Source organism: Serratia sp. YWN4, assembly GCF_055790845.1.
Genome location: NZ_CM147696.1, coordinates 1,596,608 through 1,609,987, shown reverse-complemented (window position 1 = coordinate 1,609,987; position 13,380 = coordinate 1,596,608). Strand labels below are relative to the sequence as shown.

Sequence of the window (13,380 nt, the reverse complement as noted above, 5' to 3'; positions counted from 1 at the left end):
TCCCTCATTCACATTAACACCCTAAAGCAGAATCTTTATCACACCTAACTTTTGACGATAATTCACTTAGACGATCAACACTTGTAACGTTACATTGATACGTGGATTCTTTTTTACTTTTTAAACTTAAAACCATAACTCCTTTATTATACTGACCATCTTCATAATTGCTAAATACAGTATACTTATATCCTTTATTCACAAAAGAAACATAAAAGTAGTCAGTTTGAAATCTAGAATAATGGTTATAATAAAAGCCAGGGTTCATATTTAACTTCGCTTGAAAAGTAAGTTCTGAACGACCGTCCTTCTCCATTTTATATTTAACAACGCCTTCACTCTCTAATAATAACACATTCCCTTTTCCTGTTTCACAGGAGAAATAAACATTTTCAGCAAATGCTGTTCCATACAGAAAAAAACAACACAATAAAAAAACATACTTATAAATTTTCATTATAATGCCTCTCCATTTTCAAATCGTATCCTTCTTGTCTAGGGCCATTGTACCTTCTTGCAAAGGCCAGCCAATCCTTGGACCGGATAGCACTTAGCAACACAGCATCTGCCTCAATAAATTTAACGAAAGCCCGCAACTGATTTTTTTCTGATTTACTCATAGCAAAAACAAAATCCTCAGGACTAGCATACCCGGCAGTTGAGTAATTAGATGCTAGTATTTGAAATTTCCCCCAAGAAGCAGACATTAAAGCAGCCCGTTTATCTAACAAATAAGCTCTAATTAGTTTTGGATATTGCTCAGACTCTCTCCCATAACCACCTGCAACAGAGTTAGATATATCACTATGAGAGTCATACTGACCATCTGTATATTTATGAAAATGATGCCGTTCAAACAAAATAGCGGGAACATAATCATCATCCGACTGAAATTTAAAATAACTTCCTGATGAACCGGTCTCAGTTTTTGCAACAGCTTTAATTGCTGCAACCTCACACATTAAAATTTCAGAAGCTTTAACATAATCAGAATTATCGATTTTATCATTGCTGTAGAATGATAAAAATTCTAGCGGAACCAAACTTCCGTCAATCGGCGTTCTTGGGTATCCATTATCTTGTAATGAGGATAAAAAAGCCACCGGATGCAGATGCCACAACGCCTCTCCACTGCGGAGCTCTGGCATATGCTTCATCCACACCATCGCGTTGATATGCTGCCGGTTGTATTCAGCATCCCCAGGATAACGCTTCGCCATCTCGGCCAGCGTCCCCTGCCACAGCGCCGAACTCGCATCATGAACCCATTCGCTATGATGCTTCACAATAAACCGCTGCAGCTGATCCTGGATATGTTTCTCCCGGCAATGCAGATGCTTCCACAGCTCACTGTTAGAGATCTTCCTGTCTCCGTCCAGGTCCATCTGTCTCAACAGCCGTTGATACCCTTCCGACACCGTGGCCGAGTACATCCCTTTTGTGTTGCTGTCCGCCTGCACCTTCAGCCGTTCAAACACATCCCGGAACCACGGCTCCTGCCTCGCCTTCAACACATCCTGCGGCGGCGCATCCTCCGTCAGCAGTACAAAACCCCGCTTGGCCAGGTCAAACTGATTGATGACCGTCACCTCGTCAGCAGGTAGCCAGGAATTTTCACCCGCGATGTAGTACCAGTCCTTGCCCTCCACCGTCTTTTTATCGGACTTCCCCATCGGGGTAAACCGATCTTCATGGGTCGTTAACGGATCACCCTCCTCGCCACACACCACAAACCGGTTTTCACTCTCACTGTACAGATACCGCGTTTTCCCCGCCAGTGACCGGACAAGCGGCTCTCCCTTCGTCACTCCCGCCTTGTTGGCCACAAAATCCGGCAACCGGCTGTCCTGACTGAACACTTCCAGATGGCAAAAGTGATACGGGGCTTCAAAGGGCGATTCATGCCGCCCCATATGCCCGATAACGTCACCGGCGTTCACCCGGATAGCCTCATCCCCCTTCAGCGTCACCACCTCATTGAGAATCCCTTTCTTTCGCGCAGCCTCCATCCATACCGGCACCAACCGCTGCTCTCGCTTCAGGTATTTGGCCAGCCCGGACACCCACCCCGTCATGCCAGCTTCAACGGTCGACGTTCTCCCCTCCGGCACCGTCTTCACCCGCATGAACACAAACGGGGCCACCTTGCCATTCAGGAAGAAATTCGCTTCCTCCAGGATCTCCACCACACTGCCACGCGCCAGAACAGCCTGGCTCTCGACCGGAACGGCATAAGGGAGCCGCCCCTCCGTCGATGTCGGAATAGCCGCGCCTTGGGGCAATCCACTGCGTACCCACCCAGGAGTTGGGTTGTCCTGCCGTACTTTCAGCGAACTCGCCGCCACCTTGGCGGTCGGGTTAGCCCCCACGCCATACACCGACAACGGAGCCAACTGCACCCACAGCGTGTAAAAATCCAGCGCGTTATCCGGCTTCTCCACATCGGGCGTACAGGTCGATTTGATCAGCACAAACGTTGACGTGAAGCGAAAGGCTTTCGGGAGGGAATTGTGCTTGTACGCCGCTGTCAGATAATCATCATTTAGCCGGTAAGCGACAATGTGGCCATCGGTCATCGCTTTCAGACCGCTATGGCCCTGACCGCTCGGGTTGTACACACCACCGGCATAGAAACGGTCATTCAGGTGGATCCCACCGTGCCAGTGGCCCTGCTGTTTGAACAACCAGAAAGTATCCCCCTGGCTTCCCTGCAACGCCGACATCAACTCACCAGCAGATGAATAGCCCTCAACGGGCAGAACCATTTTCATGCCACCAACTCCTGTAAAAAACGTCCCTAGCTAACATCCGTAACTATGTAGACATGTCCAGACGCACCCACGCTAATACTTTCTAAACTAAGAACATCTGAGTTTCAAGCTACTGACAAAACCTGTTACTAGAGAGAACATCTCAATGGTGTCACAGCGGTATAAACCGTCAACACCGAAAGCTGGCTTGAGCGACTTTAATGTTGGTTTACAGTTAGGCCTAAGAGTATGCTCTATCCTATCCCTAAGAGCACAAAACCCACACATATCAGGTTAAAAGACTTCTTTATCACCAACCTCCAGGGTTCAGCACGCTGAACCCTGGAAATGTCACAACCGGTTTGATTATTTAGCCAGCACGCTCACCCACATCGGGCCTTTACCTACCGGATAGCGCCCCAGCGTAGTCAGCACACCGCTGGCCTGATCGATTTCACACACTTCAATATGACCAGATTTCTGACCGGCAGAAATCACGAAGCGGCCGCTGTGATCGATATTAAACCCGCGCGGCTGCTCTTCCGTTGCATGATGCCCCACCACCGCGATGCGGCTCCCGTCTGCGGCAACGCTAAAGATAGTCAGGATGCTGGCAGTGCGATCGCTCGCGTACAGGAAGCGGCCGTCCGGCGTGATATGGATATCAGCCGCCCAACGGGTGCCGGTAAAATCAGTTGGCATCGCATCCAGCGTTTGCACCAGGGTGTATTTGCCGCCGTTTTCACTGATGGAGAACACGTCTACCGTGCCGTCCAGCTCATTCACGCAGTAGGCAAACTGATGGTTTGGATGGAACGCCATATGACGCGGGCCTGCACCGGCGGCGGTCGCTACCGCCTCCTGAGCGTGTGGCGCTAATTTACCTTGCTGGCTCAGGTTGAACAGGCGGATACGATCTTCTTTCAAGCACGGCACCAGCAGCAACTGGTTGGTGGGATCGATATTCGCCGAATGCGGCGCAGTCAGGCCATCAATCTGCTGGATCGGGGCAGTGACGACGCCGTCACGGCCAATCGGGCTAACGCTGGCGCAGTTGCCGCTGTAAGAGGCGGAGAACAGATAACGGCCCTGCAAATCGGTCGAGATATGGGTCGGGCTGCCCGGCAAAGGGGCCATACCCGCTTCCTGCAACGAACCGTCTGCCTCAATGCGATAGCTGACAATGCCAAATGCCGGACGAACACCGACGTACAGATGAGTTCTGTCCGGGTGGATCGCCATCGGTTGCACCTGCCCCGGTGCATCAACCGTTTGCAACAACGCCAGCGCCCCTTGGTCGTCTAACTGCCAAACGTGGATCTGCTGGCTTTCCGGGCTGGCAACATAAACGATTTGCTTCATTTGCGCTCCTTAAGTGAGAAAGAGTAACCGGTTTCAGTTTTGCGGTTTGCTCTAGCTTACCTGACATCCGTCACATAACAACCCTTCTCAGTAGTACAGCTCAAGATGCCACTATCGCTTATTTTTATGGCTGCTTGCTGCTCTAACTAACCTGCTCTTCGAGCAGCGAATTACGCGATCGCCACTCACCAAACCTATGATGTTGCGCCTTCCTTTCTGATAAAAATGGTAAAGGCTCACCGAAGTGAGCCTGAAAAATCCAGTTCCGGTTAGGATTATTAGATAACGGTTATTTCTAACCGCTTGCCCAGCACTCTGAGCGCTGTCTCTATCGTGTCGATTTTCGTCACATGCCCGAGGTTAACGATCCGCTGCACATCCTGCGGTCGCGTCCCCAAACGGCGGGCCAATTCCGAGTTTGTCGTTCCGGTAGCCAGCATCTCGTTAAGCAACAGCACTTTAGCCGCCACGCTGGCGGGTACTTGGACAAAATCATCACCATCAGTGCTCGGCATTGGAACGGGGCGGCGATCCTCAAAGTAGAAATCAAACGCAGTGACCAGAGCGTCTAACGCCTCAGATAGCGCCTCTTCTCTGGTCGCTCCGCCCGTATGTGCTTCTGGGATATCTGGAAAGCTTACCGCCCAACCTGTTACGTCTTCTTCGAATTTTACGGGATATCGCATATTTTTTCCGGTGAACCTTCGTGAGTAACAACCAGCCCCGAAGGGCCAGTTTAATTATTGGATGCCTAGCTGCTTCAGTATTGCTCTCCGAAGCGGTTCCGATATTTCCTTCCCCGGATGTCTCGGCATCGTCGATTGCTTACCCTTGAAGTAAAGTTTTAGGTGGTTAGTACCGTTCCTGAACTCCACCCCTTGAGCCTCCAGCCACCGCCGAAACTCACTCTGCTTCACCGTCCTCCTCCTGTTTATTTCGCTTGAAACCAGAGTAAGCATTTTTGTTTATACGCACAAGAGAAAGATTAAACATTTTTGTTTATTTATGGCTGATACACAAATCTTCCTTTCAATGCACTATAAAGGCGAAGTAAACAGGCTCAAGATCATTCAGCATGTTGCGAAGCCACGTCTCACGATGCAGGCGACTGCGCGTCTGAGGCATATTCAGGTCTTGGTCTGTCATAAATAATTCTTTGATTTTATTACACTATAAATCATATTATCTCGGTTAGTTTCCTTGCCAACAACCATGAGATCGCTATGAGCTACCGTGTTATTGCCCTTGATTTAGACGGCACCCTGCTGGACAACCAGAAACGCATCTTGCCACAGTCGCTGGCAGCCCTGGCGGAAGCCCGCGCCGCCGGGATCCAGGTGGTGATCGTTACCGGCCGACACCACGTTGCCATCCATCCGTTTTATCAGGCACTGCAAATCGATACCCCTGCCATCTGCTGCAACGGCACCTATCTGTACGATTTTCAGCAGAAAAAGGTGCTGGCCGCCGATCCGCTGGCCAAGGATCAGGCCAAGCTGGTGTTGCAAATGCTGAAACAGAGCAACATCCACGGCCTGATGTATGTGGATGATGCCATGCTGTATCAGGAAACCAGCGGCCATGTGACGCGTTCGCTGGCGTGGGCGGAAACCTTGCCGCAGGATCAGCGCCCAACGCTGTTGCAGGTCAACAGTCTGGTTCAAGCTGCCGACGAGGCGCAGGCGATCTGGAAGTTCGCTACCTCGCACAACGATATCCCGGCATTGCATCGCTTTGCCGACACCGTGGAAAAAGAGCTGGGCTTGGCCTGCGAATGGTCATGGCACGATCAGGTGGATATCGCCAAAGGTGGTAACAGCAAAGGCAATCGCCTAAAACAGTGGGTAGAATCACAGGGTTTAGGTATGGATCAGGTAGTGGCATTTGGCGATAACTACAACGATTTGAGCATGCTGGAAGCCGCTGGGTTGGGCGTCGCGATGGGCAACGCCGCTGATGCGGTTAAAGAACGCGCCGATCTGACGATCGCCGATCACCTGCAACCCGGTATTGCTGAGGTGATCCGCACGCGGGTGCTTGGGCTGTAAGCTGCTTGCCTCTTCTGGCAGAAGAGGCAAGATTCAACGCCCTTCGCGGCTGATCGAAACGCTCTTGATCTGCGCATACAGCCACTGCCCTGGCCCGATCAGCAATTCGTCACGCGCCCAGGGCGTAATTCGTGCCCACAGAACGTTTTCCCCTACCGCTAACTTCACTTCCACCTGCCCATCAACATCCAGACACTCCACCACCCTTGCGGGCAGAATATTACGGATGCTGCTGTTGAGCGGCGGTTGCAGCACCAGCGAAACATCGGCGGCGTTAATGCGGATGCGTAGTTGAGTGCCGACAGGCGCATCAATACCGCTGACCCACAGCCGTTGATCGCCCAGCGCCAGCGCGGTCATGGCGTAATGTTGATGATGTTCAAGCACGCAGACGCGCAATACGCTGCTCTGATCTTCACGCTGTAACCAAGGGCGCAGTGCGCTGCTGGCCCATACCTGTTCCAGCCCGCCAAATGCACGCACCTGGCCATTATCTAGCACCATCACCTGCTCCGCCAGCCGCAGGATCTCATCCATACTGTGGCTGACGTAGAGGATCGGGATATTGACGTCCTGTGCCAACCGCTCCAGATAGGGCAACAGTTCACGCTTGCGCGGCAGATCGAGTGAGGCCAAGGGTTCATCCATCAGCAGCAGCTCCGGCGCGGTGAGCAAAGCCCGGCCGATTGCCACCCGCTGTTTTTCGCCACCAGAAAGGGTTAATGACAGGCGGTTAAGCAATGGCGCAATCCCCAGCAGTTCAACAATGCTGTCGAATTGGCTGCGCATACTGGCCGCCATGCCGTATTGCAGATTACCGCGCACGCGATAGTGCGGGAACAGGCGCGCATCCTGAAAAACGTAGCCAACGCGGCGCTTTTCCGGTGGCAGAAAGATAGCGCTGGCGGTATCCACCAGCGTGCGGCCGTTGAGCACAATGCGCCCCTGTTGCAGACGCGTCAGGCCGCCGATGGCATTGATCAGGGAGGTTTTACCCGCACCGGAAAGGCCGAAGATCGCGGTAATGCCTTGCGCGGGCAGGTTAGCCTGCACATTGAGGTTGAGATCGCCAAGCCGCTGGGAGAAATCCAGTTCTAACATCTATAGCCCCATACGCTTGCGGCCCCAGCGGGCCAGCCATTCGGAAACCATCAGGGCAGCCAAGGCGAGCACGATAGCAATCACGCACAGGCGCGCAGCGGCAGCCTCTGCGCCGGGCGTTTCTATCAGGGTATACATCGCCAATGGGATAGTGCGGGTTTCACCGGGAATATTGGAAACAAAGGTGATGGTTGCGCCAAACTCGCCCAAAGAACGGGCGAACGCCAACACCACGCCAACGATAATACCGGGCAGCGAAAGCGGCAACGTGATGGTGAAAAACACCCGCCACGGATTCGCGCCCAACGTGCGGGCGGCCTGTTCCAGGCGCGTATCCACCGCCTCCAGCGCCAACCGGATAGCACGCACCATCAGCGGGAAAGCCACCACCGCCGAAGCCAGCGCCGCACCGCGCCAGCTAAAACTGAAGCTGAAACCAAACCAGTCATATAGCCGTTCGCCGATAAAACCGCGTCGGCCCATGGCGATCAGTAACAGATAACCCACCACCACCGGCGGCAGGACCAGCGGCAGATGAATGATGCTATCCAGCAAGGATTTACCGGGGAAATGGCAACGCACCAGGATCCAGGCCATCAGAATGCCCAGCGGCAAACTGCAAATCACCGCCAGACTGGAGACTTTCAGGCTCAGCTCAACGGCTTGCCACTCATACTCGCTCAAGATCATTTACGCGGGGTGAATCCATAACGTTGGAAAATAACAGCCGCTTCCGGGCCTTGCAGATAGGTGTAGAAAGCGCTGACGCTTGGGTTTTGGCGATCCTTGACTATCGCCATCGGGTATTCAACCGGCTTATGGCTGCTTGCCGGGAATAGGCCAACCACTTTCACTTTATCACTGGCAACGGCATCGGAACCATAAACAATCCCTAATGGCGCTTCTTCACGTTCCACCAGCGCCATGGCGCTACGCACGTTGTTGGCACGCGCCAGTTTTGGCTCCAGCACGGCCCAAGCCCCCAGGTTCTGCAAGGCTTCCTTGGCGTAAAGCCCGGCCGGGACGTGATCCGGATCGCCCACCGCCAAACGGCCACCGTTGAGTAACTTGGCCCAATCGGTGGTTTTGCTGATAGCGATTTTGCTCTGTTTGGCCGATTTGGCGGCGATCAGCACCAGTTCGTTACCCAACAGGGTATAGCGGGTATCTTTCACCATCTGCTGTTTATCAATCACGTAATCCATCCACTGCTGATCGGCAGAGATAAACAGATCCGCCGGAGCCCCCTGTTCAATTTGGCGTGCCAAGGTGGATGAAGAAGCAAAAGAGGAGACCACCTGTACATCTTTGCCTTGCTGATATTGGGTGGCGATCTCCTGCAACGCGTTCGTCAGCGAAGCAGCAGCAAAAACGGTGATTTTTTCTGCCGCCGTTGCCTGTGCCACCAAACCAGCAGCCAATGCCATACCGCCAATCCACTTGGACCATTGTTGTTTCATTATTTTCTCCAGGAATGACCCTCGTTATATAAAAAATAATATAACGCAATACGGAACCTTGTCATGTGGTTTATCGGCAAAGCGAGAGGTAGCTTGAGAAACACCCGCCGAAAGACCCAGCGGGCGTCAGAGATGGGGATTAGCTGCGTTTTTCTTTTGAATGGCCGATTTTGGAGAAGACGTTAAACACTTCTGCCAGAGCATAGATCAGGCCAAGGATAACGGCCATCACGACGGGCACCATGACCACGGCAAACAACAGACTTTTCAATAATTCCAACATAGTAGCCTCACTGTACTGCTTATTTAAACGGCTGCGCAGGTTTCACTGTAAACCAAAAAGCATGCAAAAACCCCGTTATTTTAAAGACTGAGAGAAATTTAGCACCTGCGAAACGTGCTCATTTGGTGCTTTCGGCCAAATCGGCGACAATAACCTTTTAGCCGCCGATGGAACCTATCATGCAGGCCGAGATCCTCCTCACCTTAAAACTCCAGCAGAAACTGTTCGCCGATCCGCGCCGCATTGCGCTGCTTAAACAGGTTGAGCATACCGGTTCGATCAGCCAAGGGGCCAAGCTGGCGGGCATCAGCTATAAAAGCGCCTGGGATGCCATCAACGAAATGAATCAGTTGGCGGAACAGACGGTGGTAGAACGCGCGACCGGCGGTAAAGGCGGAGGCGGTGCGCAGGTAACGCACTACGGCCAGCGGCTGATCCAGCTTTACGATCTGCTGGGCCAGATCCAGCAAAAAGCCTTTGACGTGCTGCAACAGGACAACCTGCCGCTCGACAGCCTGCTGGCGGCGATCGCCCGTTTCTCATTGCAGACCAGCGCCCGCAATCAGTTCTTCGGCACCGTGATTGAACGCGATCACCAGCAGGTGCAGCAACATATCAGCCTGCTGCTGGCCGATGGCCACACCCGCTTGACCGCCGCCGTCACCCAGCAAAGTGCCGATCGGCTGCTCCTGGCCCCTGGGAAAGAGGTGCTGGCGCTGATTAAAGCCCCTTGGGTCAAACTCAACACCGATCCGGCGCTGAACGGGCTGGCCGACAATGCGCTGGAAGGCACGGTGGCCAGCATTCAGCCAGGCAGCGAACACAGCGAGGTGCTGGTAACGCTGAAAGGAGGCGAAACCCTGTGCGCTACCATCGGCAATCAAGAATTGGCACAGCTAAAGCTGAGCGCTGGCTCGGCGGTACACGCCTTATTCAATGCCGATCGGGTGATTGTTGCCACGTTGTGTTAAGCGCAACATGATGTTGCAGTATTGTCGATTGACATCTTTTCCCTGTGCGCCTATTTCTAAAGCAAATAATTGCAGAACAGGGAATAAATGATGTCGTTGTTGCACATTTCGCAAGGTTCATTTCGTTTAAGCGATACTCGCACGTTGCAGCTCGATCAACTGGAGATTAAATCCGGCGACAGTTGGGCGTTTGTCGGTGCCAATGGCAGCGGTAAATCGGCTCTGGCGCGCGCGTTGGCGGATGAATTGATATTACTGCAAGGCGAACGTCACAGCGATTTTCACCGCGTGATACGGATTTCGTTCGAGCAATTGCAAAAGCTGGTCAGCGATGAGTGGCAACGCAACAATACCGACCTGCTCAGCCCCGACGAAGACGATACCGGCCGTACCACCGCAGAAATCATTCAGGAAGAAGTGCAGGATCCGGCACGTTGCCAGCAATTGGCTGCACAGTTTGGCATTATTCCCCTGCTTTCACGCCGTTTCAAGTATCTGTCCACTGGCGAAACGCGTAAAACGCTGCTGTGCCAAGCCCTGATGCCGCAGCCGGACTTGTTGATCCTCGATGAACCCTTCGATGGCCTGGACGTCAACTCACGGGCTCAACTCGCTACGCTGTTGGGAACACTTGCACAGCAAGGCTATACGCTAGTGCTGGTGCTCAACCGTTTTGATGAGATCCCGGATTTTATTCAGCAGGTCGGCGTTTTGGCAGACTGTACCCTTACCAGCCAGGGGCCGCGTGAGCAAGTGATGGCCGACGCGCTGGTCGCTCAGTTGGCACACAGCGAGAATCTCAGCGGCCTGACGCTGCCAGAAACCGAGGATCCGACGCAGAAAACCACGCTGCCAGCCGAGCAACCGTTGATCGTGCTGCGCGATGGCGTGGTGAGTTATAACGATCGCCCGATCCTCAACCAGCTCAGTTGGCAGGTGAATCCCGGCGAGCACTGGCAGATCGTCGGCCCGAACGGTGCGGGTAAATCCACGCTGCTAAGCCTGATTACCGGCGATCATCCACAGGGCTACAGCAACGATCTGACGCTGTTCGGCCGCCGACGCGGCAGCGGTGAAACCATCTGGGACATCAAGCGCCATATCGGTTACGTCAGCAGCAGCCTGCATCTGGATTACCGCATCAGTTCCAGCGTGCGTAACGTAATCCTGTCAGGCTTTTTCGATTCGATCGGTATCTATCAGGCGGTTTCCGATCGCCAGCAAAAGCTGACCACCCAATGGCTGAGTCTGCTCGGGCTTGGCGGGGTGCAAGGTGATGCGCCATTCCATAGCCTTTCCTGGGGTCAACAGCGGCTGGCGCTGATCGCCCGCGCGCTGGTTAAACACCCGGCGCTGCTGATCCTTGATGAGCCCTTGCAGGGGCTGGATCCGCTGAACCGCCAACTGGTGCGGCGCTTTATCGATGTCCTGATTCAGCAAGGTGCTACCCAACTGCTGTTTGTTTCGCACCACGCCGAAGATGCGCCGCAATGCATCACCCACCGCCTGACGTTTGTTGCTGAAGGTGACGGTTATCGCTATCAGTACGATACGCTGGCATAAACTTCCTACGGATGAGGGCTAGCCCCTCATCCGGTGACATATTCGGCAACACTTCCCCGCAGCACATCACACTTAGCCTTTTATCATAAAGGTATGCAGAGTGATTTTCTGGAGAGGATATGTCCGCCGCACTGATTATTATTGACCTGATTGAAGACTTGGCCGGCCCGAAAGGGCGGGCCAATCACTGCCGTGAACAGTTGGTAACGCAGGATATTATCGCCCACACCAATGCGGCTGCCGCTTACGCGCGGGTGCGCAAAATTCCGGTCATCTGGGTACGGGTCGGTTTTGCCGATGACTATCACGATATTCCGCCCCATTCACCGTTGTTCAACCACCTGAAACACATCGGCGCGCTGCGTTTAAGCAACGGGGGTTGCCACTGGCTGAAAGGGCTGGAGGTAAAACCAGAGGATTTGCAGTTCGAAAAAAAAGCAACTTCGGCCTTTGCCGGTAACAATTTGTTAGCGTGGTTACAGCAACACCGCTGCCATCATTTGTTGCTGGGCGGCATCAGTACGTCACTGGCGATCGAAAGCACCGCGCGGCAAGCACACGATAATGGTTTCCAGGTCACGGTATTACAAGATCTCTGCACGGCACCAACGGAAGATATTCACCAGCAAAGCCTGGAGACGTTGCAAAACCTCGGCAGAGTCATACGTTCGCAAGCCTGGATGCAGGGCTGAATGCCGGTTTGCTCCTGCTACCATTGACGAGCAAGAGGGGGTAACGCCTCGATTTAATAGCAGTTTTCATCGCTGTCCTAGCCATTACATTAATTTCCCTGTGCTACTATCCCGGTTAGCACTCATTTCACAAGTCACTAACACGCCGAACCTTCGGCATTGGGTGTGGTGTTTCTAGATAAAGGGATAGCAACTATGTGGGGCGTACTTTCGGCTTCATTGTTTTTTTTACCGTTTAATCGGCTGCTTGCCTGGGCCGTTTTGGCCGCCGCTGTGGGGATGGGGATCTACCATCACATTCTCACGCCACTCAGCCTGGCTTGTCTGGCACCGATCGCCCTTGCGGTCTGGCTGCATCACCAATACCGCGAGCAGCGCGCTGTCGCACTCATTCTGGAAATCTTTCTGGTTGCCTGTTCTCTGGCGCTGTTTTCTCACCTGATACCGGGCTTCAACAACCCGTTGATGGTCGTACAGGAAAAAGTCGGGCCACTGAGTGCGCCCTATTCCCTGTATTACAACTTCGACAAAGCGTTAGTGCCCTTCCTGCTGTTTGCCTGCCTGCCGACGCTGTTTAATGCTGGCAAGGCCGACAAACAGGTCGGTGTCAGCGCCTGGGTAATTCTGGCGTTGGCGGTTCCAGCACTGTTGCTGCTGGCCGTCGCGCTCGGCGGCCTGAAGATTGAGCTGCATATGCCGCCGTGGATCCTGGCATTCATGATGGCCAATCTGTTTTTTGTTTCTCTGGCCGAAGAAGCGCTATTCCGTGGCTATTTGCAGCAACGCATACGCCAGTGGATCGGCGCTTATCCAGCGCTAATTATCACTGCCCTGCTGTTTGGTGCCGCGCACTTTGCCGGTGGGATGCTAATGGTGGCATTCGCTACGCTGGCCGGGGTGATTTATGGCCTAGCCTGGATGTGGAGCGGCCGCCTGTGGGTGCCGATTACTTTCCACTTTGGCCTCAATCTGACCCATCTGCTGTTCTTCACCTATCCTTTGTATCAGCATCCATAGCCTTGCTGTTCGGCAGGTTTTCCCTGCCGAACAATAGAATGAAAGCGTTACCACACACTCTCTTTTCTTTGGCTTCAATCTGCTGCTAGTCCGTTTGTTATTGAGAAACCCGGCCAATGTAAACGATTCCATT

At 53.2% G+C, this 13,380-nt stretch carries 14 protein-coding genes; 5 read left to right on the top strand and 9 right to left on the bottom strand.

Annotated elements, in window-relative coordinates; translation table 11 throughout:
• Window positions 1–13 precede the first annotated feature (13 nt).
• The 5 genes from ACX9GT_RS07575 to ACX9GT_RS07555 all read right to left on the bottom strand — a co-directional run bounded on the left by ACX9GT_RS07575 (window position 14) and on the right by ACX9GT_RS07555 (window position 5,029).
• Complete coding sequence (locus ACX9GT_RS07575; protein WP_473190505.1) at window positions 14–457, bottom strand: hypothetical protein; 444 nt, start codon at window positions 455–457, stop codon at window positions 14–16.
• Window positions 444–2,771, bottom strand: a complete 2,328-nt coding sequence (locus tag ACX9GT_RS07570; RefSeq protein WP_473190504.1) for an N-acetylmuramidase family protein — start codon at window positions 2,769–2,771, stop codon at window positions 444–446. Before ACX9GT_RS07570 ends, ACX9GT_RS07575 begins: the two co-directional genes overlap by 14 nt.
• A gap of 345 nt (window positions 2,772–3,116) precedes the next feature.
• Window positions 3,117–4,112: a 6-phosphogluconolactonase gene (gene pgl / locus ACX9GT_RS07565; protein WP_473190503.1), complete on the bottom strand. Its 996-nt coding sequence runs from the start codon at window positions 4,110–4,112 to the stop codon at window positions 3,117–3,119.
• Between the two features lie 278 nt (window positions 4,113–4,390).
• Window positions 4,391–4,798: a type II toxin-antitoxin system HicB family antitoxin gene (locus ACX9GT_RS07560; RefSeq protein ID WP_473190502.1), complete on the bottom strand. Its 408-nt coding sequence runs from the start codon at window positions 4,796–4,798 to the stop codon at window positions 4,391–4,393.
• A 54-nt stretch (window positions 4,799–4,852) separates the two neighbouring features.
• The gene (locus ACX9GT_RS07555; protein WP_473190501.1) at window positions 4,853–5,029 is read right to left on the bottom strand and encodes a type II toxin-antitoxin system HicA family toxin; all 177 of its coding nucleotides are present in this window, start codon (window positions 5,027–5,029) and stop codon (window positions 4,853–4,855) included.
• Window positions 5,030–5,335: 306 nt separating this feature from the next.
• Between ACX9GT_RS07555 and ACX9GT_RS07550 the strand changes: the two genes are divergently transcribed.
• Window positions 5,336–6,160: a pyridoxal phosphatase gene (locus ACX9GT_RS07550; protein WP_473190500.1), complete on the top strand. Its 825-nt coding sequence runs from the start codon at window positions 5,336–5,338 to the stop codon at window positions 6,158–6,160.
• 33 nt (window positions 6,161–6,193) lie between these two features.
• Here the strand turns inward: ACX9GT_RS07550 and modC are convergent, their stop codons facing one another.
• The 4 genes from modC to ACX9GT_RS07530 form a co-directional block, all read right to left on the bottom strand.
• Entirely contained in the window at window positions 6,194–7,261 is a 1,068-nt protein-coding gene (gene modC, locus ACX9GT_RS07545) for a molybdenum ABC transporter ATP-binding protein ModC (RefSeq protein WP_473190499.1), read from the bottom strand.
• Window positions 7,262–7,951, bottom strand: a complete 690-nt coding sequence (modB, locus tag ACX9GT_RS07540) for a molybdate ABC transporter permease subunit (RefSeq protein WP_473190498.1) — start codon at window positions 7,949–7,951, stop codon at window positions 7,262–7,264.
• Window positions 7,948–8,721, bottom strand: coding sequence for a molybdate ABC transporter substrate-binding protein (gene modA, locus ACX9GT_RS07535; protein WP_473190497.1), 774 nt, complete (start codon window positions 8,719–8,721; stop codon window positions 7,948–7,950). The genes modB and modA overlap by 4 nt, the downstream gene beginning before the upstream one ends.
• Window positions 8,722–8,860: 139 nt before the next feature.
• Window positions 8,861–9,004 carry an AcrZ family multidrug efflux pump-associated protein gene (locus ACX9GT_RS07530; protein ID WP_473190496.1) on the bottom strand — a complete coding sequence of 48 codons (144 nt, stop codon included), beginning with the start codon at window positions 9,002–9,004 and terminating at the stop codon, window positions 8,861–8,863.
• Between the two features lie 179 nt (window positions 9,005–9,183).
• Here ACX9GT_RS07530 and modE point away from each other — a divergent pair, with 179 nt between their 5' ends.
• From modE to ACX9GT_RS07510, 4 genes are all read left to right on the top strand, one after another.
• On the top strand, window positions 9,184–9,975 hold the full coding sequence (gene modE / locus ACX9GT_RS07525; protein ID WP_473190495.1) for a molybdenum-dependent transcriptional regulator: 792 nt from the start codon (window positions 9,184–9,186) through the stop codon (window positions 9,973–9,975).
• Window positions 9,976–10,065: 90 nt separating this feature from the next.
• Complete coding sequence (modF, locus tag ACX9GT_RS07520) at window positions 10,066–11,538, top strand: molybdate ABC transporter ATP-binding protein ModF (protein WP_473191531.1); 1,473 nt, start codon at window positions 10,066–10,068, stop codon at window positions 11,536–11,538.
• 119 nt (window positions 11,539–11,657) lie between these two features.
• Entirely contained in the window at window positions 11,658–12,230 is a 573-nt protein-coding gene (locus ACX9GT_RS07515) for a cysteine hydrolase family protein (RefSeq protein ID WP_473190494.1), read from the top strand.
• A 195-nt stretch (window positions 12,231–12,425) separates the two neighbouring features.
• The gene (locus ACX9GT_RS07510) at window positions 12,426–13,247 is read left to right on the top strand and encodes a lysostaphin resistance A-like protein (RefSeq protein WP_473190493.1); all 822 of its coding nucleotides are present in this window, start codon (window positions 12,426–12,428) and stop codon (window positions 13,245–13,247) included.
• Window positions 13,248–13,380: the final 133 nt, after the last annotated feature.

Coding starts and splice junctions, on each gene's coding strand:
- ACX9GT_RS07575 (WP_473190505.1), bottom strand. CDS start 457: ATGAAAATTTATAAGTATGTTTTTTTATTGTGTTGTTTTTTTCTGTAT.
- ACX9GT_RS07570 (WP_473190504.1), bottom strand. CDS start 2,771: ATGAAAATGGTTCTGCCCGTTGAGGGCTATTCATCTGCTGGTGAGTTG.
- pgl (WP_473190503.1), bottom strand. CDS start 4,112: ATGAAGCAAATCGTTTATGTTGCCAGCCCGGAAAGCCAGCAGATCCAC.
- ACX9GT_RS07560 (WP_473190502.1), bottom strand. CDS start 4,798: ATGCGATATCCCGTAAAATTCGAAGAAGACGTAACAGGTTGGGCGGTA.
- ACX9GT_RS07550 (WP_473190500.1), top strand. CDS start 5,336: ATGAGCTACCGTGTTATTGCCCTTGATTTAGACGGCACCCTGCTGGAC.
- modC (WP_473190499.1), bottom strand. CDS start 7,261: ATGTTAGAACTGGATTTCTCCCAGCGGCTTGGCGATCTCAACCTCAAT.
- modB (WP_473190498.1), bottom strand. CDS start 7,951: ATGATCTTGAGCGAGTATGAGTGGCAAGCCGTTGAGCTGAGCCTGAAA.
- modA (WP_473190497.1), bottom strand. CDS start 8,721: ATGAAACAACAATGGTCCAAGTGGATTGGCGGTATGGCATTGGCTGCT.
- ACX9GT_RS07530 (WP_473190496.1), bottom strand. CDS start 9,004: ATGTTGGAATTATTGAAAAGTCTGTTGTTTGCCGTGGTCATGGTGCCC.
- modE (WP_473190495.1), top strand. CDS start 9,184: ATGCAGGCCGAGATCCTCCTCACCTTAAAACTCCAGCAGAAACTGTTC.
- modF (WP_473191531.1), top strand. CDS start 10,066: ATGTCGTTGTTGCACATTTCGCAAGGTTCATTTCGTTTAAGCGATACT.
- ACX9GT_RS07515 (WP_473190494.1), top strand. CDS start 11,658: ATGTCCGCCGCACTGATTATTATTGACCTGATTGAAGACTTGGCCGGC.
- ACX9GT_RS07510 (WP_473190493.1), top strand. CDS start 12,426: ATGTGGGGCGTACTTTCGGCTTCATTGTTTTTTTTACCGTTTAATCGG.